A 21,077-nucleotide genomic window follows, 5' to 3' on the forward strand; every position below is an offset into this window, starting at 1 on the left:
GTAGTCAAGTAGTTAAGTAATAAATGAAATCGTGAAAACATTTTCCTATAAAACCAATAGCAAACAGGTGCTCGGTGATTTACATACACCGGTCAGCATCTATCTCAAAGTGCGGGATATGTATCCGCAATCAGCACTAATGGAAAGTTCGGATTTCCATGCCGGAGAAAACTCCATGTCTTACATTGCCCTTTGCCCCTTGGCGAGTATCGGTATCAACAACGATGTTGTTACTACCATCTGTCCCGACAATAGCCGGGAAGAAAAGCCACTGACAGAGACATTCACTGTGGAAAAGGCTATCGACGGATTTATCTCCCTTTTCCAGGTGACAGGAAAACATCGGGAAGCATATGGTCTTTATGGATATACCACATTTAATGCCGTAAAATACTTCGAACATATTCCAATCAAAGAGAGTCACGATGAAATGAATGATGCACCGGATATACTGTATATCCTTTATAAATATGTCATCATCTTCAACCATTTCAAAAATGAACTGACTCTGGTAGAAATACTCAGCGAAGGAGAAGAAAGCGGATTGCCCCAACTGGAAGCCGCCATCGAAAACCGGAATTATGCATCGTATAATTTTTCCATAACCGGCCCCGTGAGAAGTCCCATTACAGATGAACAACACAAAGCAAACGTCCGTAAAGGGATTGCACACTGCCTTCGGGGAGATGTGTTCCAGATCGTACTGTCCCGAAGATTCATCCAGCCTTATGCCGGAGACGACTTCAAAGTATACCGTGCACTACGCAGCATCAACCCTTCTCCATATTTGTTTTACTTTGACTTCGGCGGTTACCGGATTTTCGGCTCTTCACCCGAAACACATTGTAAAATCGAAGGGAAACAGGCTTGCATTGACCCGATCGCCGGAACAACCCGCCGTACCGGCGATTCCATAAAAGACAAAGAACTGGCTCAAGCACTGCTTGCCGACCCGAAAGAGAATGCAGAACATGTAATGTTAGTGGATCTGGCACGAAATGACCTTAGCCGGAATTGTCACGACGTACAGGTGGTATTCTACAAAGAACCGCAATATTATAGCCACGTCATTCATCTCGTCAGTCGTGTCAGTGGAATATTGGACGAACCAAGCAGTTCGATGAAAACTTTCATCGACACTTTCCCGGCAGGTACACTCAGTGGTGCACCCAAAGTGCGCGCCATGCAACTTATCAGCGAAATAGAACCTCACAACCGTGGTGCTTACGGCGGTTGTATCGGATTCATCGGATTGAACGGCGACTTAAACCAAGCAATTACCATTCGCACTTTTGTCAGTCGTAACAATGAACTATGGCTGCAAGCCGGAGGAGGTATTGTAGCCCGTAGTCAGGATGAATATGAATTACAGGAAGTAAACAATAAGTTAGGAGCATTGAAAAAAGCAATCGATCTGGCAGAAACACTCAAAAACTGAAAACAATGAAAATTTTACTTTTAGACAATTATGACTCTTTTACCTACAACCTGTTGCATGTGGTAAAAGAACTCGGATACACCGATATAGAAGTATTTCGTAACGACCGGATAAGCCTTGACGAAGTGAACCGCTTCGACAAAATCATTCTCTCCCCCGGCCCTGGCATACCCGCAGAAGCCGGCCTGCTTTTACCTATTATAAAACAATATGCACCGACCAAAAGTATATTAGGTGTCTGCCTCGGACATCAGGCTATCGGTGAAGCATTCGGTGCCACACTCGAAAACCTGGTGGAAGTATATCATGGCGTACAAACCCTCATCGATATAACCGGGAAAGATATATTATTTCAAGATTTAGAACACGAGATTCCCGTAGGACGTTATCACTCTTGGGTGGTCAGCCGCAATCACTTTCCCGACAGTCTGGAGATCACGGCAGAAAGCAAAGAGGGACAAATCATGGCATTACGCCATTGCACGTACGATGTACATGGCATACAGTTCCATCCCGAATCAGTACTCACACCACAAGGAAAGATTATCATCCACAATTTCTTAAAAGCATAAATGTATGAAACAGATTCTATATAAACTTTTCGAACATCAATATCTGGGACGGGAAGAGGCCCGTATCATCCTGCAAAACATAGCACAGGGAAAATACAACGATGTACAGGTAGCTTCGCTGATCACCGTTTTCCTGATGCGTAATATTTCCGTTGAAGAATTATGCGGGTTTCGTGATGCATTATTGGAAATGCGACTGCCGGTCGACCTCAGCGACTTTTCTCCGATCGATATTGTTGGTACGGGAGGAGATGGCAAAAACACATTCAATATTTCGACAGCAGCCTGTTTTACTGTGGCCGGAGCCGGATTTCCGGTTGTAAAACATGGAAATTATGGTGCAACATCCGTCAGTGGCGCCAGCAATGTGATGGAACAACATGGAGTGAAATTCACAAACAATGTTGACAAACTGCGCCGTTCCATAGAGAAATGCAACATCGCTTATTTGCATGCCCCCCTCTTCAATCCGGCATTGAAGGCAGTAGCTCCGGTACGAAAAGCATTGGCCGTACGTACTTTTTTCAACATGCTCGGCCCACTGGTAAACCCGGTATTACCGCAATACCAATTGTTAGGTGTCTACAATTTACCACTACTCCGTTTGTATAGCTACACTTATCAGGCAAGTAATATAAAATTCGCCGTAGTTCACAGCCTCGACGGATACGATGAAATTTCACTGACTAATGAATTTAAGGTAGCAACCAGTGAAAGCGAGAAAATCTACAGTCCGGAAAGTCTCAATTTCCATCGTTACACAGAAAAAGATCTGGATGGAGGAAATACCCCGGAAGACGCTGCCAAGATATTCGATAACGTCATGGCAAACCGGGCTACCGAAGCACAAAAAGAGGTAGTGATAGTAAATGCCGCCTTTGCCATCCACGTGATTTGTCCGGAAAAACCGATAGAAGAATGTATCGGTCTGGCACGTCAGTCATTAGAGAGCGGTAAAGCACAAGCCACACTCCGGAAGTTTATAAAACTTAATCAATAAAAAAGCAAACAATGGAAGATATATTATCAGAAATTATCGCAAACAAGCGTAAAGAAGTAGATTTGCAGAAACAGGCAATCTCAATCGAACAGCTTTCCGAGGGTATTGGCGACCTCCTTCCCACCCGTTCCATGAAGCAGGCCATCGCCTCTTCTCCAACAGGAATCATTGCTGAATTTAAGCGCCGGTCGCCCTCCAAAGGATGGATAAAAGAAAACGCCCGTCCGGAAGAAATCGTTCCTGCGTATGCCGCTTCCGGTGCTTCGGCTGTTTCCATTCTTACAGATGAAACATTTTTTGGCGGTACCCTGCGGGACATCCGCACAGTACGCCCTTTGATAAATCTGCCCATTCTGAGGAAAGATTTCATCATTGACGAATACCAACTTTACCAGGCCCGTATCGTAGGAGCCGATGCAGTACTTCTGATTGCAGCCGCATTAGAACAAACCCAATGCCGTGCTTTAGCGGATAAGGCCCATGAACTCGGCTTAGAAGTACTGCTTGAAATTCATAATACTGACGAATTACCTTATATATATAAAGATATCGATATGGTAGGCATCAACAACCGCAACTTAGGCAGTTTCCATACAGATGTAGCCAATTCTTTCCGTTTGGCGGAACAGTTACCACAAGATACGATACTGGTATCTGAGAGTGGTATTTCCCAGCCGGTAACCGTCTCTAAACTCCATGACGCGGGTTTCAGAGGTTTCCTTATCGGAGAAACTTTTATGCGGACCGAGAAACCGGCCGAAACCTTGAAAGAATTCATTTCACAGGTAAACAAGCAGTAACAACCAATCTTTTATAAATTATGATAAACGGCAAATTAATAAAAATATGCGGCATGCAGGATGGAGAAAATATCCGTAAAACGGAAACGCTCAACATCGATATGATCGGTTTTATTTTCTATCCTAAATCTCCTCGTTATATCTATGAAATGCCCGACTACATGCCCGTACATGCCCGGCGTGTAGGTGTCTTTGTGAACGAACCCAGACAGACGATAGAAATGTTCGCCGATCGTTTCGGATTGAACTTCATCCAACTTCACGGACATGAGTCGCCGGAATACTGCCGTTCACTTCAATCAAACGGCTTCAAGTTGATCAAAACCTTTTCCATCTCCTGCATAAAGGACTTACATTCTGTTTACGATTATGAAAAATACTGCAACTATTTTCTTTTCGATACAAAATGCCAACAATACGGCGGTTCGGGCAATCAATTCGACTGGAGCATTCTACATGCCTATAATGGCAATGTCCCTTTTCTGCTTAGTGGCGGTATCAATCCATATAGTGCGAAGGCCCTTCGTGAATTCCATCATCCCCGCTTAGCAGGTTATGATCTTAACAGCCGTTTCGAAACAAAACCGGGAAGGAAAGATACGGAACGTATCCGCCTATTTCTAAACGAATTACGTCAACAATAAAAAAACAAAGTATATGAACCGAATTAATCAACTTTTCAATAGTGATAAAAAAAATCTGTTATCTATCTATTTTTGTGCAGGCACTCCCACTCTGAACGGTACAGCCAACGTTATCCGTACGCTTGAGAAGCACGGTGTAAGCATGATTGAAATCGGCATTCCTTTCAGCGATCCGATGGCCGATGGCATTGTGATACAAAATGCAGCTACACAGGCCCTTCGCAATGGAATGTCATTAAAATTACTCTTTGAACAACTCCGTGACATTCGTAAAGATGTAAATATCCCACTCGTTTTCATGGGATACCTAAATCCTATCATGCAATTCGGCTTCGAAGAGTTCTGCCGTAAATGTGTAGAATGCGGTATCGACGGAGTCATTATCCCCGATCTCCCCTTCCGTGATTATCAGGAATACTATCGCCCCATCGCCGAACGCCATGATATCAAAGTAATCATGCTTATCACTCCCGAAACCAGTGAAGAACGTGTCCGGGATATCGATGCCCATACGGATGGATTTATCTATATGGTATCCTCGGCAGCTACCACCGGTGTACAACAAGATTTTGATACGCAAAAACGAGCCTATTTTAAAAAGATAGACGGAATGAAACTACGCAACCCACGCATGGTAGGTTTCGGCATCTCCAATAAAGCGACTTTCCAAGCCGCATGCGACAATGCCCGTGGGGGTATTATCGGAAGCCGTTTCGTCACCTTATTAGATGAAGAAAAAGATCCCGAAAAAGCCATCCTCCGTCTATTAGAAGCCATCCGATGATTGATGAATCAAGAATTATGATTGATGAATTACCAATGAAGAATCATGCATAGACGACCATAGACTCCGTGCGCTAATTCATCAATCATAATTCATAAATCATAATTCTTTTGTATCTTTGCCGTCGATTTAACAAGAAAGCCACAAATATGATAGCCAATTACCCTTCCGTTTTGTTAATATATACCGGAGGAACTATCGGAATGATAGAAAACCCGGAGACCGGTGCTTTGGAAAATTTTGACTTCGACCATCTGTTAAAACACGTCCCCGAGCTAAAACGCTTTAATTACCGAATCTCCTCTTATCAATTCGATCCTCCTATCGACTCTTCGGATATGGAACCCCTCTACTGGGCCAAACTTGTGAAAATCATCAACTACAATTACGATTACTTCGATGGTTTTGTCATTTTGCATGGAACGGATACAATGGCTTACACAGCTTCGGCATTGAGCTTCATGCTCGAAAATCTAAGTAAACCGGTTATTCTTACAGGTTCTCAACTCCCTATAGGAACATTACGAACCGATGGAAAGGAGAATCTGATAACGGCAATTGAAATAGCAGCTGCCAAAAATGCAAACGGCACAGCAATGGTTCCGGAAGTATGCATCTTCTTTGAAAACCATCTGATGCGTGGAAACCGTACAACCAAAATTAATGCTGAAAATTTCAATGCTTTCCGCTCTTTCAATTATCCGGCGTTAGCACGTGTCGGAATCCATATCAAATATGAACCTAACCTTATTCACAAACCGGACCCGACAAAAGCCTTAAAGCCACATTACCTGTTTGATACCAATGTGGTAATATTAACCCTTTTTCCCGGCATACAAGAAAGCATTATCACCTCCTTACTCCATGTAGAAGGACTGAAAGCCGTAGTATTAAAGACATTCGGTTCGGGCAATGCCCCGCAAAAGCCTTGGTTCATAGAGCAACTGAAAGCAGCTACCGAACGAGGAATCATTATTGTTAATATTACCCAATGCTCTTCGGGAGCCGTAGAAATGGAACGTTATGAAACAGGTATTCAGCTACTACAAGCCGGTGTCATCAGTGGCTACGACAGCACACCGGAATGTGCTGTAACAAAACTAATGTTTCTACTCGGACACGGTTTAAGCAATAAAGAAATCAGATATAAAATGAACTCCTGCCTGATTGGAGAAATAACAAAACCTAATCAACAATGAAATAGCGTTATAACAAGGCAACATTAATGGCTATTGTATCAGAATAGCTACCTAAAAAGAGTATTCATAACAAAAATATTCAAGAAAGCCGTATCCCTATTTTAAATAGTAAATACATACGGTTATTTACATTTGTGTTAACATTATTAATTCTCTATCTTTAAACCGATTCCCTGTATATTCAAATACACATCTCAACAAAACAATATCATAAGCCCCTTCATCAACCTAAAAATTATATTCAACATCACACAAAGCACATACTTGTACAAAATAAGCAAACGCAATTTATATTTCATTTATCATCCTATCAGATTTACAGAAAAGCACTAAAGGCTAACCAATTTATAATCAACACAAACACTATGCGATTTACAAATAGCACCACAATCCTGATATAAACCGTCAAATTATATACAATCCCAATTATTCTACACACAAGAATCTTATATAACTTTCTTCACAAAAAATCAAAGCACAATCCAAATATCGTATAGCAAACGAGCGTCTATCCTATTCATTCTCATTTTACAAATACAGACAACACAAAATAGACAGAATATACAATTATAGAAATAATGAAAGAAATAACAGACAGTACAACTAAATCATATTTTATTAATAAACAAATAGTTACATCCAACACACAAACCACAATAAAAAGTTGTAATATCCATCCAACAACCATTTAAAAGATGTTAATAAAAACACTTTTCCTCTCACAACACGTTAGTATATTATAAATTAATAGATACCTTTGTGACCAATAACAAACTAAGACTTGTTATCTATTTAATAGTAATAACAGAGCAAGCAATTAATTATGAAATTCAATCTTTGCAAGTCAAGTACTGTTTCACTCCTTGTGGGAGCAGTCGCATTTACCAGTTGTGTAGATAATGACAAAAATCTCTTTGATGTGGAAAAAACCAAAGAACTTTATCAGAGTTCTTTTCCTGTACAAAACATCGATCCAAGTATGGATTGGAAAACGACTCAAGGCGTTAATGTATCCGTCAGTGTGAATGAGGATATGGGAACTAATTACAAAGTGCAATTGTTCGACGCCAACCCATTAAATAAAAACAGCAATGCCAGACTCTTAGCAGAAGGATACGCCAATCAAGATATGAAACTTGAAACAACGATGGATTGTCCGACTGCCTTAACTACCGTCTTCGTTGCCCGAGTAGACAACAAAGGACGTTACATCGTAAAACCGGCAAACATCAGTAATGGAAGAGTTGCAGTTGCTTTTGGTAACGGCAATACCATCGTTTCCCGGGCTACCCGTTCTGTGGACTTCACAGTCCCCACAATGGAAGCGCCTTATAGCGAACAGGAAATAGCAAGCAAATTGCAAGAAGCTACCGAAATTCAGCAAGATTGGAATCTGGGAGCTATGCAAAATTGGGATAAAAACAAATACGAAGGCTATGATATATTCAATACACCGAATAATCAACCACGTTTTTTCAAAATAACCTCTCCTTGCACCGATATATTATATTCTTCGGGAAGCGCCACCATTAAAGTAATAGTGGCAACCAAGTTAACTTTGACTAAAACACCCGATTTATCAGGTCACGTAGAACTAATCGTCGTTGCAGGAGGTGAAATTGTCATATCCGATGGATTAAAATTAAGCCGTACATCCCAAATAACCGTATTAGGCGATGGGAAAATAACAGGAGAAAAGCTTGAACTCACCAATGTAGGTTCTGCAAATCCCAATTACAATGCAGGAACCATCGAATTGGACAAGTTCACAATGAGCGAACCTAACGGACTGATTTATAATTGCGGTACATTCAAAGTCGACAATCTGGATATAAGAAATAACACCACTAAATTAGTCAACCAAGGAAAAGCCTATATCGAAGAAACACATACCCGTTGTACAATTGAAAACGGCTGTTACCTTGAAGTCGAAGATTTTGACGGTGTTCTCAGATTAGGTGAATTATCTTCTGCTACCATTGAAACTTACAATAAAAACAGAGGTGACAACCCGGATTTGACATTAGGCAAAAATTCCATATTGAATATTGAAAAAGCATATTTGACAGAAGAACACTTCCACGGCCCTTCAAACGGATATGCATTGGTAAAAATCGAAGAGGTCGAACAGTTAAACAACTTCCAGTCAGCAGGTAACATCTATTATGAAATAAAGGAATTTGATGATGACATCAGTACAGAAAAATGGATGGACCGTTTCTACGATGCACTGAAAAACTCAGAAGGAACAATCTCTAAGTTCGGAGAGTCTCCTATCACAATCCCTGCCGGAGATTGCACAGGAGAAGGTAATACTCCGAACGAAAGCGGTGAAGAAATCGAAGTGAATCCGATGAACTATACCTACGCATTCGAAGACAATTATCCTTCAGCAGGCGACTACGACTTTAACGATATCGTGTTGAATGTTTCAACTGAGTATACAAAAGAAAAATCTACAAACGCAATAAAGTCTATACAGTATAACATCACATTAAGTGCTGTTGGAGCAACCAAACAATTAGGAGCTGCCTTACGCTTGGTAGACGTTAATAAAAGTGCTATTGCAAGCGTTTCATTTGACGGCAGAACAGAGATGCGTTCGACATTGGCTAATTCCATGTTCGAAAACAGTGCAATAGAAAGTAACGGCAACGAAGTTGTCATACCTCTCTTTGGAGATGCGCACCAAGTATATGGATTCGGTGGAAATTCACGACCGATGCTTAATACCGACCAGCAACGGACCAATGAAGTTTATACCCTGAAAGTAATCATTACACTTACTGATCAAAGTAAAACAGCACCGGTTTTGACCAAAGACAATCTTGATTTCTTTATAGCATACTCTATGGGTAACCAAAGTCCGAGAACTGAAATCCACCTATACGAGTTCAGAAAATACGGTGCTACCGCTAATGGCAATGTACATAAAGAAAATCTGGATGCTGCCGGTAATCTGACTTGGGGAATTTCCGTACCGGAATTTAAGTACCCGACAGAGATGACCAAGATCACCGACGCTTATCCACAATTTGAAGCATGGGCACAAAATCATACAAGTAACTTAGATTGGTACAAGTATCCTACTGATAAAACTGATAAGAAATATATCTTTGAATAATCCGAGAGTCTTTCTTAAAAAATAAAATAAAAGCCGGAATTAAAACTTACCGGCTTTTATTTTGTCCCAAATAACAGACTTTATATAAAAATGGGCAAATTACTCTATTTTATAGAGCGCAGTTATTAAAATAATATATATATTTGCACGGATTGAGAAAGGGAATCGTGTATTAATCGTAATATTAACGAAGCAAACAAAGTAAAAAGGTTCGATTACTGATATGAAAAAAAAGATATTACTCATCGATGATAAAGCATCCATAGCCAAAGTAGTTTCGATCTACTTAGGTAAAGAATATGATTTCACATATTGCGAAAACCCAATAAAAGCCATTGAATGGTTACACGAAGGAAACATGCCGGATCTTATTATTTCAGATATACGTATGCCGGAAATGATGGGAGATGAATTTCTACTTTACATGAAACATAACGAATTATTCAAATCGATACCTATCATTATGCTTTCAAGTGAAGAAAGCACAACCGAACGGATCAGATTATTGGAAGAAGGTGCAGCCGATTATATTCTAAAACCCTTTAATCCTCTTGAGCTTAAAGTCCGCATAAAAAAAATCATTGACTAAGATTCCCTATGTTACATCTTGTCTATATCGGAAGATACGAAAGAACTATCGAACATTTTTCAAAACAGGTAAAAGAATCATTCTACCATGTATTGACATATGCCAAAGCTACAAAAATTATAGACAAGATACGGGAGAAATACGATATTATCATATTATTCGAACAAACTGACATACAGAAAGACATCCTGGACATCGAATATCTACGGAAGAAATATCCCGGAATATACATGGTACTTGTGATGGATTCACTCACCAAGGAGGAGAGCCTGCAATATTTGAAAGCCGGAATCAATAATACAATACCATTCGAAGCTCCTCAAGAAGCCATCGAAAGCTTGATCAATTTTCAGAAACGTAGAAAGCAGCAAAAAATAAAAGATATTCAAAAAAAAGGAGAGAACATACAAACGTTTAAACTCCCCGTCTGGAAAAGATGCTTCGATATCGTTTCTTCCGGTTTTGCACTGATTATCTTGTCCCCTTTGTTGATCATTACCGCCATAGCGATCCGCATGGAAAGCAAAGGGGCAGTCATCTACAAATCCAAACGTGTAGGAAGCAATTATCAGATATTCGACTTTCTGAAATTCCGCTCTATGTACACAAACGCCGATAAGCACCTTAAAGATTATAATTCATTAAATCAATACCAGACAGATAGCATAGAAGAGGATATCATCTGGGAAGAGACACCCGATTTCGAAGAAAATGAAAATGAAATCGTTTTAATCTCCGATGATTTCGTGATTTCTGAAGAAGCGTATATTAATAAAAAAACACAGGAGCAGAAAAATGCGTTCGTCAAATTGGAAAACGACCCCCGTATTACACGGATAGGACGTATCATCCGCAAATATAGTATCGATGAACTACCTCAGCTTATCAATATTCTGAAAGGAGACATGTCCGTCGTAGGCAATCGTCCCCTTCCTCTTTACGAGGCAGAATTACTGACCAGCGACGAATACATCGACCGTTTCATGGCTCCTGCCGGATTAACAGGACTTTGGCAAGTTGAGAAACGGGGGAATTCCGGAAAGATGTCAGCAGACGAACGTAAACAATTAGATATTAAATATGCAAAAACATTCTCTTTCTGGCTGGATATGAAAATTATCCTGAAAACCGTGACAGCATTTATCCAAAAAGAGAATGTATAATATGTATGTCTGAATGATAGACACCCTTTTTCATATCGCAAATGATTTCTTTTTCTTCTGTATTATATTATCCGGTATATATCTGTTTATTTTTGCCCTGATAGCGTTATTCAGACATTCCGGTAAATATCCTGCAACAGAAAAAAAATATCGTTTTGCCTTATTAGTTCCCCTGCAAACTCATATTGAAGATTTAAAATATCCGAAAGAATTATATACTGTCATTACATACAACGATCCCGTTTTAGCCGTCAGAGAACTTGATGAAAACCAATATGACATTGCAGTGATACTGGGAGAAACCACTCATGTTTCCCCGCTTTTGCTACAAGATATCAATGATGCATATGATGCAGGCGTAATGGCTATGCAGTTGCATCACATTATCGAACACCGGCCCACCGGAAAGATTCGCCGGAAAGCCATTCGTGAAGAGATCAGAAACTCAATCTACAGACAAGGGCATGTGCAGGCAGGCCTTTCTTCCGCACTCGAAAAAACAGATATTGCCATAGACGCCAAATGGCTAAAGCAAAATCTGAAAAGTCCGAAAAGCAATCTTGAAAGCAGACTCCTAATGCAGAATATTTTCATAGAATATCTGCACTATGCACATGTATACAGTGATTCTCCCCGTCCACTTCCCTATTCCATGTCCAAATGGAAGGCACTATCCAAACTTCCGGTAACACTGCTTGCAGGAAACTGGGATTATGCCGACAAACTGTTCCGACAATTGGTTCCCTCCTGGAGAGTCTTGTTCTTGATTTGCAGCATTTGGTGCATCATCGCCACATGCTACGCCTGGACTCTCTCTTTAAGATGGTGGTTCTTATTATTCGGCCTACTGTTTACCCTATGCCTGGCCATCCCCGACTACTTGATAGAAAAGAAAAAGAAATAACCCTAAAGTCTTCAATGATATGAATATCGGAAAACTTAAAAATAACATCAAGCAACATGCAGGCTTAAAGAAAGCCGTACACCGATTTATTATGCACCCGGTAAAAACAAGACCTAATTGGTGGATCCGATTATTCTACTTCATCTATCTGAAACGAGGAAAAGGCTCGGTGATTTACCGTAGTGTACGTAAAGATCTCCCCCCCTTCCGCCGTTTTTCATTAGGAAGATACTCGGTTGTAGAGGATTTCTCATGCCTCAATAATGCCGTGGGAGATTTAACTATCGGGGATTATACCCGTATCGGATTGGGTAATACTATCATAGGACCGGTACAAATAGGCAACCACGTCAATCTGGCACAAAACGTAACCGTCACCGGATTAAATCATAATTATGCAGACGCCGACAAACCGATTGACGAGCAAGGGGTGACTACCCTACCGGTCATCATCGAAGACGATGTATGGGTAGGCGCGAATGCTGTAATACTGCCGGGCGTCACGCTTGGCAAGCACTGCGTTGTAGCTGCCGGCAGTGTAGTCAGCCGTCCGATACCGGCTTACACAGTATGTGCAGGAAGCCCCGCACGTGTCATCAAACGCTATGATCCGGTAACCAAAGAATGGAAAAAAGAACAAAAGTAACTATATATAGTTAGAGGAGCTATGTAATATACCTTATTCAAGGGATTGTGCCACTGCCTGGAACGCCCTATCTTTGCAGTATCAGAATTTAATTAATTAGTCATAATTTTATTACGTAGCCACATTTAAGTAAAATGAAACAGTGTCCTGTCGAAGTGATTTCGCCAGGATTTTGTTTTATTTCTACTTTCGGTAAGCTCTCCACGAAAGCCAGAAAGCAAATAAAATAGCCAATAACGTGGCAGCAAATGCCCAATAGTTAGGAATACGTGATTCTGCTGCAAGTTCATAATCGCCTGCCAAAAGGCGAAAAGCATCTACCTTCCAGATTACAGCCGAGTCTCCCTGTTGAAACATCGCATTAGAAGCAATCACTTTTCCCGGCATAATCAATTCATTCCGCATCGTATATCCGAACAATTCCACTATCCGCCCACGGTCTTCAGCCATCTTGTCGATATCCTTCTCATTGGCTTTATATACATTCGAGAAATATTTCGTTTGCCATAAATCATTTAAAAAGTCACATACTTCTTCCGGAGTACTCTCCTTCTCTTTCTTAGAAACATACTTGCTATAAATATCTTCCTTAGATTCTTGCAAACGCCGTATATAAGACGTATCACCTTGCAGGGATGTAAAATGCGCCACGACTTCAAAACTGATTTCATACTGACTACGATTATACCATTCCCAAAACTTATTTTCAATATCATCCAGCCGATTATTCAATTCAATACCGTTCCATCCGGCAAAAGCATTCTCATCACCGCGAAACCAGATCTGCCGTTCTTCGTCACTAAAATATCGGTCCAAAGGTACAGGACCTTTATCCGGGAGTTCCGAATAAATAGCTTTGTATGAATAATAGGTATAGAACCAACGGAACTTCTTCTCTAAAATTTCCTGCGGAACAGCTAAGGGAGCAGCATATTCTTTTGTATCCGATACCTCGAAATACTCCCCGGACATTCCCGGAATATCCCGGCATACTTTTACATTCAGTTCCTGTTCGTTTCCCCAAAAATTAAATTTGATTGAAGAGCCCAATCCAACCAACTGCCAAGTATCAGAATCTATCTGAAACAAAAACGGGTTTTCTGCCCTGTCACCCGCCAGAAAAGCAGAATCGCCATAAGCATACACCTCTCTATACAGGCTGCCATCCGTTTTTATACGGGAAACCATACGGTAAGAAGTTTGACACGAAGCCATACTGAACAGGATAACGATTGCCACTATTAAATTATTTGTCTTCATACTATATCTGTTTAATCTGTTTTATTCATAATTTCCGACATACGCTTTTGTTTCTGCTGCTTATGCTTTATATAGCGGACAGAGCAGTAATTCCCCTTTTCCATAAGGCTCATCTTTTTCCAGTTTTCCGGCAAAGAGAAAGAGGTACATTGCCAGGCGCTGTATTCCTTTTCCGCCCCATCAGAGAAAGAGGGAAAGAAGGTCTCACCTAAAAGCAAACACAACCATACTGCGGCAACTGTTCCCAAGACACAACTTCTAATTATAAAATTCCGCCTTTTCCTCTTTGAAACCGTTTGGCTTATTCTCTGCACAATAGCGGAGGTCAAGTCTTCCGGATGGTCCAATACCGGTTGCCCACTTCTTATTCCAGACAACCATTCTTCATAACGCTTATCTTCCTGTCTCATAAATCGGGGTCTGTTTGATTCATTTTATTTCGTATATTCTTACGTGCCAGATAAAGATTCGTCTTGATCTTCCCGGCAGAAAGCCCGGTTATCTGCCGCACCTCCTCCACTTCAAGTTCTTCTACATCCCGCAACATAAAAACCAACCTCTGCCGGGGAGTAAGTTCATCCGTATATTTCAGAATGAGTTCCTTCAATTGTTTATTAGACACATTTCTTTCAATATTATCCCCGGATGCCATATCGACAGAAGTCGAAGTATCCGAACTGTTATCCAAAGGCGAATGCCGCATCGAGCGTAACCGGTCATAGCAGGTATTACAAGTTATCTTGTAGAGCCAAGTGGAAAAACGGCATTCTCCGCTATATTGTCCCAATGACAGCCACACCTTCACAAACGTCTCCTGCACCATATCTCTGGCCTCGTCTTCATTGCACAATAACCGGAAAGCAAGCCGGAATACAAGCGGTTGAAATTCGGAAACCAAAAGAGCAAAGGCGGCCGTGTCCTCTTGTCTGCTCTTATCTACAAGTACTTGTATTCTTTCCTGCTCCATCATTATAACATCTTGTTTATAATATGATACGTAACAAAACGTATCCGGTCGATTGTGAAGTACCAAATATACAAAAAAAATCCCCGGACAAATAATTTTATCCGGGGAGAACATATATAATTAAGGTCCGGCTTACTGGCCTACCTCACTCAATTTCTCTTTCACATCATTGGCTTTATCGGCAACTTTACCGGCTACTTTCACACCCGCCTTCACAGCTTTTGCCTTGGCATCCTCCATTGCAGTTTCCGCATCTGCCTCTATTTCGCGAAGAGCATTGAACACATCATTTTTCAGTTTCTTAGCTTTTGCAGTGCGCGAAAAATGATAAACCAGCGCACCAATAGCAGAACCGATCCCGAGTCCTACTAAAAATTTAGTACTTCCACATTCCATAATCAAATCAATTTATGTTAGTTAATATAATAAATGTATCGCAAAAAATTAGCGGGAATGGCTGAATAATGAAGCAATCCACAGAAACAGGATAGCCCCCACAACGGAAGTTATCAAACTGCCGATGATGCCTGTTGCCGCAAGTCCGAGCAGAGAAAACACCCAACCGCCCAACACACCACCGATTATCCCCAAAACAAGATTAACCAGCAGGCCAAAGTCACCGCCTCTTGTTATTTTACCGGCCACATAGCCGGCTATTATTCCTATCAGAATATACCAGATAAAGTTCATAATATTCTTTTTTGTATGTTTATACGATAGGAACATATCTGTTCGGAGAAAGGTTCGGAACGACAAAAGGGAATTAACGAGAATTTAGAGTAAGACATAAAAAAACAGTGTAGAAGTTTCCTTCTACACTGCCCCTATCTCTTATAAAAATAAGAAAATCTTATTTATTAGTACCGTACATTCTTGCCCGTAACTCTTTAATATGATCCGAAGTGATATATTCGTCATACTCCATCATCTTATCGATAATACCATTAGGAGTCAACTCTATCACACGGTTTGCCACGGTCTGAATAAATTCATGGTCATGTGACGAAAACAGGATATTGCCTTTGTAAGTCTTCAAATTATTGTTGAATGCCTGAATAGATTCCAAATCGAGATGATTGGTCGGTGTATCCAAAATAAGACAGTTGGCATTGCGAAGCTGCATACGGGCAATCATACAACGCATCTTTTCACCTCCCGAAAGCACACTTACTTTCTTCAGCACCTCTTCACCCGAGAATAACATACGTCCCAAGAAACCTTTCATATACACCTCATTTCCTTCACCATACTGGCTCAACCAGTCTACCAGATTCAAGTCAGTATTAAAGAAACCGGTATTGTCCAATGGCAGATAAGCGGTAGTGATAGTCACTCCCCAGTTAAAACTTCCGGCATCAGGTTTCATATTCCCATTAATAATCTCGAAAAATGCAGTCATAGCACGCGGATCACGTGACAGAAATACAATCTTATCCCCCTTCTCCACATTGAAGTTCACGTCGTTGAACAGCACCACTCCCTCTTCCGTCTTCTTGCTCAGTCCGGAAACTTCCAAAATCTGATTACCCGGTTCGCGCTCGGGCGTAAAGATAATGCCCGGATATTTACGTGAAGAAGGTTTAATCTCTTCCACGTTCAGTTTCTCCAACATCTTCTTACGGCTTGTAGTCTGCTTACTCTTTGCCACATTGGCACTAAACCGGCGGATAAACTCTTCCAATTCCTTCTTCTTCTCCTCAGCTTTCGCCTTTTGGTTCTGCTGCTGACGAAGTGCCAACTGGCTCGATTCATACCAGAAACTATAGTTACCTGCAAACATATTGATCTTTCCATAATCGATATCGACCGTATGCGTACATACAGAGTCGAGGAAGTGACGGTCGTGACTAACCACCAGCACGGTATGTTCAAAGTTCGACAGGTAATCTTCAAGCCACATCACGGTTTCCATATCCAAGTCATTGGTAGGTTCGTCCAGCAACAGATTGTCCGGATTACCGTAAAGCGCCTGCGCCAACATCACGCGTACCTTTTCCTTACCGCTCAATTCACCCATCAGTGTATAGTGCTTGTCTTCCTTCACTCCCAGGCCACTGAGCAACATGGCGGCGTCACTTTCGGCATTCCAACCGTCAAGTTCCGCAAATTTCTCCTCCAATTCGGACACTTTCAAACCGTCCTCATCGGTAAAGTCTTCTTTGGCATACAATATTTCGCGCTGTTTCATAATATCCCACAATACGGTATGCCCCATCATCACTGTATCCATCACCGTAAAAGCATCCCATTTGAAGTGGTCCTGGCTCAATACCGAAAGGCGTTCGCCCGGGCCTAATGTAATCGTTCCGGTAGTCGGATCCAGATCGCCATAAATAGTACGCAGAAAAGTAGATTTTCCTGCACCGTTGGCACCAATTATACCATAACAATTCCCACTTGTAAACTTCAGGTTTACATCATTAAACAATACCCTTTTACCAAACTGTACCGATACGTTTGAAACTGTAATCATCTTAAATAATTAATTAATGTGCTAATATGCCAATGTGCCAATTACCATGCAGTGTATTGCCATAGCGCAGCCAATTGGCATATTGGCACATGGACACATTGACACATTATTATTTCCGGCCGCAAAGATAGGTATTTTTAATGAATAACATACTATACCGGTTGTGTCAATCTGACAGAAAAGTATTACCTTTGCTGCGTTTTTTGGCATACAAAGTAAATTGGCAAAGTTTTTGCTGATGTGCCACTATATTGTAACGTCTATCGACATGAAATTGAATCCATTTAATAAGAACAAAAAAAAATAAAGATATGAATCCAAAAGAAAAAGAAGCAGAAAAAGAACTGAACAGCCAGGAAACCGAAAACATCGCAGAAGAACAACTGCAAGAAGAAACAACTGATCAGGAAGCTCCCCTTACCAAAGAAGAAGAGTTGGAAAAGGAATTGGAAAAAGCGAATGAAACAATTGAAGACCAGAAGGATAAATATCTTCGCCTGTCGGCAGAATTTGACAATTACCGGAAACGTACGGTAAAGGAAAAGGCCGAATTGATTTTGAATGGAGGTGAAAAAAGCCTTAGTAGCATACTTCCTGTCGTAGACGATTTGGAGCGCGCTCTTCAGACAATGGAAAAAGCAACTGATGTGGCAGCCGTGAAAGAAGGCGTAGAACTGATCTATAACAAATTTATTTCCGTGTTGGGACAAAATGGCGTAAAAGTAATCGAAACCAAAGACAAACCATTGGATACCGATTACCACGAAGCCATCGCAGTAGTTCCCGCACCGTCTGAAAAACAAAAGGGAAAGATTCTGGACTGTGTACAGACCGGATATACACTGAACGATAAAGTACTGCGCCACGCTAAAGTGGTAGTTGGAGAATAAAATAAATATATGGAAAAGAGAGACTACTATGAAGTGCTGGAGGTGACGAAAACCGCAACAGCAGAAGAAATAAAAAAAGCGTATCGTAAAAAGGCAATCCAATTTCATCCGGATAAAAACCCGGGTGATAAGACAGCAGAAGAGAAATTTAAAGAAGCTGCCGAAGCATACGACGTGCTGAGCAATCCGGATAAGCGTGCCCGTTACGACCAGTTCGGCCATGCAGGTATGGGCGGTGCAGCCGGCAACGGAGGTCCGTTCGGAGGTTTCAGCGGAGGAATGTCTATGGATGACATCTTCTCCATGTTCGGTGATATTTTTGGCGGCCGTAGTGGCGGTGGCTTTGGAGGTTTCAGTGGATTCGGCGGTGGCGGTAGCCAACAGCAAAGACGCTACCGTGGCTCTGATCTCCGTGTAAAAGTAAAACTGACATTGAAAGAGATCTCCACAGGAGTAGAAAAGAAATTCAAATTAAAAAAATATGTACCTTGTACGCACTGTCACGGAACAGGTGCAGAGGGTAACGGTGGTTCGGAAACCTGTCCGACCTGTAAAGGAAGCGGTTCGGTAATTCGCAACCAACAAACGATTTTAGGTACGATGCAAACGCGCACCACCTGTCCTACTTGTAATGGTGAAGGTAAAATCATTAAAAACAAGTGTAAAGAGTGCGGCGGAGATGGCATTGTATATGGAGAAGAAGTAGTTACAGTGAAAATTCCTGCCGGAGTAGCCGAAGGAATGCAACTGTCTATGAGCGGAAAAGGAAATGCCGGTAAGCATAATGGTGTACCGGGAGATCTGCTGATCCTGGTTGAGGAAGAACCGCATGAAAGCCTTATCCGCGATGAAAATGATTTGGTATACAACTTGCTTCTCAGTTTCCCGGCTGCCGCCTTGGGTGGTGCTGTCGAGATACCTACCATCGATGGCAAAGTAAAAGTAAAGATCGATGCAGGAACACAACCGGGTAAAGTTCTTCGTCTGCGTGGCAAAGGATTACCGAGTGTCAACGGATACGGTACAGGAGACCTGCTGGTAAACGTAAGTGTTTATGTGCCGGAAGCATTGACAAAAGACGAAAAGAACATACTTGAAAAATTAGATGCTTCTGATAACTTCAAACCGAACACTTCTATAAAAGAAAAGATTTTCAAGAAGTTTAAAAGTTTCTTTGACTGATAACGCAAAGTCATTGAATTGATAAATATTGAAACGCAGATTTCCATGAGTTAATAAACCTCTTGGAAATCTGCGTTTTTCGTTTTTATAAAGACACAGACTTCGACAGATTGCCGGCAGGAAGTTATCAAATTGGCAAGTATAAACATTTCGTATTCAAAGCTCAATAGGTTCTACTCAAATCTAAAGCAGCAGCACAGTCCCACTCAAACAATTATATATCAATGATATAAACTACTAATATCAGATATAAAAGATAAGAATTTTCAGCAGACAAAGAATAGTAATTAACACACTATTAAAATCATATTTTTATATACCAAGAAATACATTCTTTATACACAAGAAATATATCTTTTGTAAGACTGATAATGAAATGCGGAAAAATCAATTAACAATGTTAAAAGGCACCATCCATGATTTTGTATAAATAAAAAACAATGAGTATTTATTCCCAAACGTTTTTGTATTTATACAGACTATTATTATTTTTGCCGCAAAAACAGGTATGCGTGAAAATATTTCAATCATCGGAAGAGGGATCGGACAAGTAATGTTTCAAAATAACGCGCTTTCCGGAATAATCATGTTAATCGGAATCATCTGCAATTCATGGCAACTTGCCATATTAGCCGTTGCAGGAACCGTTGTCGGCACAATAGCCGCCTCTCTTTTAAATTACGATAAAGAAGATATCCGTGCCGGTCTTTATGGTTTTAATGGCACTTTAGTCGGCATTGCCATAGGAGTGTTTATGGAAATTAATATCGTATCTGTTGCATTATTAGTAATAGGAGCAGCCATATCCTCATGGGTTGCACATTGTTTTCGCCGGCAAAGTTTATTACCGGGATTCACGGCCCCGTTCATTCTTGTCGTATGGCTTTTACTCATAACATGCCATTATCTATATCCCGCTATACTACTACCCTCTCTCTCTGAAAATCCGGATAATGCAAGTCATTTTTTCCAATCATTCAGTTTAAATATCGGTCAAGTGATGTTTCAGGGAAATATCCTCTCCGGACTTTTCTTTCTGTTGGCTATCCTCATAAACTCCCGTATAAACGCTTTTTATACTGTCATCGCTGCTGCTCTTCCCTTACTCATAGGCTTGTTTCCAAACATAGACCTTACGGCATGGAATATAGGATTATTCGGATATAATGGGGTTCTTTGTGCTATTGCTTTGGGAGATTATACACATAAAGGAAATGTCAAAGTAATACTATCCGTCATACTCTCTATTCTGCTACAAATAGGGGGCATGCAAATAGGAATAACTACTCTAACCGCCCCATTTGTCATTTCGGTTTGGATGATCAATCTACTATGGCGTATAAAGCAAGCATAAGGCAACACTATTTTTTTCTGCTGCTTTTATATTCACCTCTGGTATAAACCCCAATCCACTTATCCATGTCAGCATACCTGTATATCAA

21 protein-coding genes are annotated in these 21,077 nt (G+C 40.9%); 15 read left to right on the forward strand and 6 right to left on the reverse strand.

Annotated elements, in window-relative coordinates:
• Window positions 1-31 precede the first annotated feature (31 nt).
• The 12 genes from HMPREF1532_RS00605 to HMPREF1532_RS00660 all read left to right on the forward strand — a co-directional run bounded on the left by HMPREF1532_RS00605 (window position 32) and on the right by HMPREF1532_RS00660 (window position 12,863).
• Window positions 32-1,438: an anthranilate synthase component I family protein gene (locus HMPREF1532_RS00605; protein ID WP_005923352.1), complete on the forward strand. Its 1,407-nt coding sequence runs from the start codon at window positions 32-34 to the stop codon at window positions 1,436-1,438.
• A 5-nt stretch (window positions 1,439-1,443) separates the two neighbouring features.
• The gene (locus HMPREF1532_RS00610; protein ID WP_005923354.1) at window positions 1,444-2,010 is read left to right on the forward strand and encodes an anthranilate synthase component II; all 567 of its coding nucleotides are present in this window, start codon (window positions 1,444-1,446) and stop codon (window positions 2,008-2,010) included.
• A 4-nt stretch (window positions 2,011-2,014) separates the two neighbouring features.
• Window positions 2,015-3,010, forward strand: coding sequence for an anthranilate phosphoribosyltransferase (trpD, locus tag HMPREF1532_RS00615; RefSeq protein WP_005923356.1), 996 nt, complete (start codon window positions 2,015-2,017; stop codon window positions 3,008-3,010).
• An 11-nt stretch (window positions 3,011-3,021) separates the two neighbouring features.
• Window positions 3,022-3,810 carry an indole-3-glycerol phosphate synthase TrpC gene (gene trpC / locus HMPREF1532_RS00620; protein ID WP_005923357.1) on the forward strand — a complete coding sequence of 263 codons (789 nt, stop codon included), beginning with the start codon at window positions 3,022-3,024 and terminating at the stop codon, window positions 3,808-3,810.
• Window positions 3,811-3,830: 20 nt separating this feature from the next.
• A complete protein-coding gene (locus HMPREF1532_RS00625) occupies window positions 3,831-4,454 on the forward strand; it encodes a phosphoribosylanthranilate isomerase (protein WP_025819601.1) in 624 nt (207 codons plus the stop codon).
• Between the two features lie 13 nt (window positions 4,455-4,467).
• Window positions 4,468-5,238, forward strand: coding sequence for a tryptophan synthase subunit alpha (gene trpA / locus HMPREF1532_RS00630; protein ID WP_005923359.1), 771 nt, complete (start codon window positions 4,468-4,470; stop codon window positions 5,236-5,238).
• A gap of 149 nt (window positions 5,239-5,387) precedes the next feature.
• A complete protein-coding gene (locus HMPREF1532_RS00635; RefSeq protein WP_025819600.1) occupies window positions 5,388-6,437 on the forward strand; it encodes an asparaginase in 1,050 nt (349 codons plus the stop codon).
• Between the two features lie 823 nt (window positions 6,438-7,260).
• Entirely contained in the window at window positions 7,261-9,561 is a 2,301-nt protein-coding gene (locus tag HMPREF1532_RS00640) for an LruC domain-containing protein (RefSeq protein ID WP_005923366.1), read from the forward strand.
• Between the two features lie 223 nt (window positions 9,562-9,784).
• Window positions 9,785-10,150 carry a response regulator gene (locus HMPREF1532_RS00645; protein WP_005923369.1) on the forward strand — a complete coding sequence of 122 codons (366 nt, stop codon included), beginning with the start codon at window positions 9,785-9,787 and terminating at the stop codon, window positions 10,148-10,150.
• Window positions 10,151-10,158: 8 nt separating this feature from the next.
• Window positions 10,159-11,313, forward strand: a complete 1,155-nt coding sequence (locus tag HMPREF1532_RS00650; RefSeq protein WP_005923373.1) for a sugar transferase — start codon at window positions 10,159-10,161, stop codon at window positions 11,311-11,313.
• 13 nt (window positions 11,314-11,326) lie between these two features.
• Entirely contained in the window at window positions 11,327-12,217 is an 891-nt protein-coding gene (locus tag HMPREF1532_RS00655; protein WP_005923376.1) for a hypothetical protein, read from the forward strand.
• A 19-nt stretch (window positions 12,218-12,236) separates the two neighbouring features.
• Window positions 12,237-12,863, forward strand: coding sequence for an acyltransferase (locus HMPREF1532_RS00660; protein ID WP_005923379.1), 627 nt, complete (start codon window positions 12,237-12,239; stop codon window positions 12,861-12,863).
• 183 nt (window positions 12,864-13,046) lie between these two features.
• On the opposite strand, the gene HMPREF1532_RS00665 is transcribed toward HMPREF1532_RS00660, so the two are convergent.
• The 6 genes from HMPREF1532_RS00665 to HMPREF1532_RS00690 form a co-directional block, all read right to left on the reverse strand.
• Window positions 13,047-14,123 carry a hypothetical protein gene (locus HMPREF1532_RS00665; RefSeq protein WP_005923382.1) on the reverse strand — a complete coding sequence of 359 codons (1,077 nt, stop codon included), beginning with the start codon at window positions 14,121-14,123 and terminating at the stop codon, window positions 13,047-13,049.
• 11 nt (window positions 14,124-14,134) lie between these two features.
• On the reverse strand, window positions 14,135-14,533 hold the full coding sequence (locus HMPREF1532_RS00670; RefSeq protein ID WP_005923384.1) for a hypothetical protein: 399 nt from the start codon (window positions 14,531-14,533) through the stop codon (window positions 14,135-14,137).
• The gene (locus HMPREF1532_RS00675; protein ID WP_005923386.1) at window positions 14,530-15,093 is read right to left on the reverse strand and encodes an RNA polymerase sigma factor; all 564 of its coding nucleotides are present in this window, start codon (window positions 15,091-15,093) and stop codon (window positions 14,530-14,532) included. Before HMPREF1532_RS00675 ends, HMPREF1532_RS00670 begins: the two co-directional genes overlap by 4 nt.
• Before the next feature lie 129 nt (window positions 15,094-15,222).
• On the reverse strand, window positions 15,223-15,486 hold the full coding sequence (locus tag HMPREF1532_RS00680) for a YtxH domain-containing protein (RefSeq protein WP_005923388.1): 264 nt from the start codon (window positions 15,484-15,486) through the stop codon (window positions 15,223-15,225).
• A 48-nt stretch (window positions 15,487-15,534) separates the two neighbouring features.
• Window positions 15,535-15,780, reverse strand: coding sequence for a GlsB/YeaQ/YmgE family stress response membrane protein (locus tag HMPREF1532_RS00685; protein WP_005923391.1), 246 nt, complete (start codon window positions 15,778-15,780; stop codon window positions 15,535-15,537).
• Window positions 15,781-15,940: 160 nt separating this feature from the next.
• Window positions 15,941-17,563: an ABC-F family ATP-binding cassette domain-containing protein gene (locus tag HMPREF1532_RS00690; RefSeq protein WP_005923394.1), complete on the reverse strand. Its 1,623-nt coding sequence runs from the start codon at window positions 17,561-17,563 to the stop codon at window positions 15,941-15,943.
• Window positions 17,564-17,874: 311 nt separating this feature from the next.
• On the opposite strand from HMPREF1532_RS00690, the gene HMPREF1532_RS00695 reads away from it, so the two are divergent.
• The 3 genes from HMPREF1532_RS00695 to HMPREF1532_RS00705 all read left to right on the forward strand — a co-directional run bounded on the left by HMPREF1532_RS00695 (window position 17,875) and on the right by HMPREF1532_RS00705 (window position 20,989).
• Window positions 17,875-18,453, forward strand: a complete 579-nt coding sequence (locus HMPREF1532_RS00695; protein WP_005923397.1) for a nucleotide exchange factor GrpE — start codon at window positions 17,875-17,877, stop codon at window positions 18,451-18,453.
• A gap of 9 nt (window positions 18,454-18,462) precedes the next feature.
• On the forward strand, window positions 18,463-19,635 hold the full coding sequence (dnaJ, locus tag HMPREF1532_RS00700) for a molecular chaperone DnaJ (protein ID WP_005923400.1): 1,173 nt from the start codon (window positions 18,463-18,465) through the stop codon (window positions 19,633-19,635).
• Between the two features lie 508 nt (window positions 19,636-20,143).
• The gene (locus HMPREF1532_RS00705) at window positions 20,144-20,989 is read left to right on the forward strand and encodes an urea transporter (protein WP_005923403.1); all 846 of its coding nucleotides are present in this window, start codon (window positions 20,144-20,146) and stop codon (window positions 20,987-20,989) included.
• Window positions 20,990-21,077: the final 88 nt, after the last annotated feature.

Origin of the sequence: Bacteroides salyersiae WAL 10018 = DSM 18765 = JCM 12988 (genome assembly GCF_000381365.1) — a bacterium.
In the GTDB taxonomy this organism is placed as follows: Bacteria; Bacteroidota; Bacteroidia; order Bacteroidales; family Bacteroidaceae; genus Bacteroides; species Bacteroides salyersiae.

Coding starts and splice junctions, on each gene's coding strand:
- HMPREF1532_RS00665 (WP_005923382.1), bottom strand. CDS start 14,123: ATGAAGACAAATAATTTAATAGTGGCAATCGTTATCCTGTTCAGTATG.
- HMPREF1532_RS00695 (WP_005923397.1), top strand. CDS start 17,875: ATGAATCCAAAAGAAAAAGAAGCAGAAAAAGAACTGAACAGCCAGGAA.
- HMPREF1532_RS00625 (WP_025819601.1), top strand. CDS start 3,831: ATGATAAACGGCAAATTAATAAAAATATGCGGCATGCAGGATGGAGAA.
- HMPREF1532_RS00675 (WP_005923386.1), bottom strand. CDS start 15,093: ATGATGGAGCAGGAAAGAATACAAGTACTTGTAGATAAGAGCAGACAA.
- HMPREF1532_RS00655 (WP_005923376.1), top strand. CDS start 11,327: ATGATAGACACCCTTTTTCATATCGCAAATGATTTCTTTTTCTTCTGT.
- HMPREF1532_RS00690 (WP_005923394.1), bottom strand. CDS start 17,563: ATGATTACAGTTTCAAACGTATCGGTACAGTTTGGTAAAAGGGTATTG.
- HMPREF1532_RS00685 (WP_005923391.1), bottom strand. CDS start 15,780: ATGAACTTTATCTGGTATATTCTGATAGGAATAATAGCCGGCTATGTG.
- HMPREF1532_RS00650 (WP_005923373.1), top strand. CDS start 10,159: ATGTTACATCTTGTCTATATCGGAAGATACGAAAGAACTATCGAACAT.
- trpD (WP_005923356.1), top strand. CDS start 2,015: ATGAAACAGATTCTATATAAACTTTTCGAACATCAATATCTGGGACGG.
- HMPREF1532_RS00645 (WP_005923369.1), top strand. CDS start 9,785: ATGAAAAAAAAGATATTACTCATCGATGATAAAGCATCCATAGCCAAA.
- HMPREF1532_RS00705 (WP_005923403.1), top strand. CDS start 20,144: ATGCGTGAAAATATTTCAATCATCGGAAGAGGGATCGGACAAGTAATG.
- HMPREF1532_RS00670 (WP_005923384.1), bottom strand. CDS start 14,533: ATGAGACAGGAAGATAAGCGTTATGAAGAATGGTTGTCTGGAATAAGA.
- HMPREF1532_RS00635 (WP_025819600.1), top strand. CDS start 5,388: ATGATAGCCAATTACCCTTCCGTTTTGTTAATATATACCGGAGGAACT.
- trpA (WP_005923359.1), top strand. CDS start 4,468: ATGAACCGAATTAATCAACTTTTCAATAGTGATAAAAAAAATCTGTTA.
- HMPREF1532_RS00610 (WP_005923354.1), top strand. CDS start 1,444: ATGAAAATTTTACTTTTAGACAATTATGACTCTTTTACCTACAACCTG.
- HMPREF1532_RS00680 (WP_005923388.1), bottom strand. CDS start 15,486: ATGGAATGTGGAAGTACTAAATTTTTAGTAGGACTCGGGATCGGTTCT.
- dnaJ (WP_005923400.1), top strand. CDS start 18,463: ATGGAAAAGAGAGACTACTATGAAGTGCTGGAGGTGACGAAAACCGCA.
- trpC (WP_005923357.1), top strand. CDS start 3,022: ATGGAAGATATATTATCAGAAATTATCGCAAACAAGCGTAAAGAAGTA.
- HMPREF1532_RS00640 (WP_005923366.1), top strand. CDS start 7,261: ATGAAATTCAATCTTTGCAAGTCAAGTACTGTTTCACTCCTTGTGGGA.
- HMPREF1532_RS00660 (WP_005923379.1), top strand. CDS start 12,237: ATGAATATCGGAAAACTTAAAAATAACATCAAGCAACATGCAGGCTTA.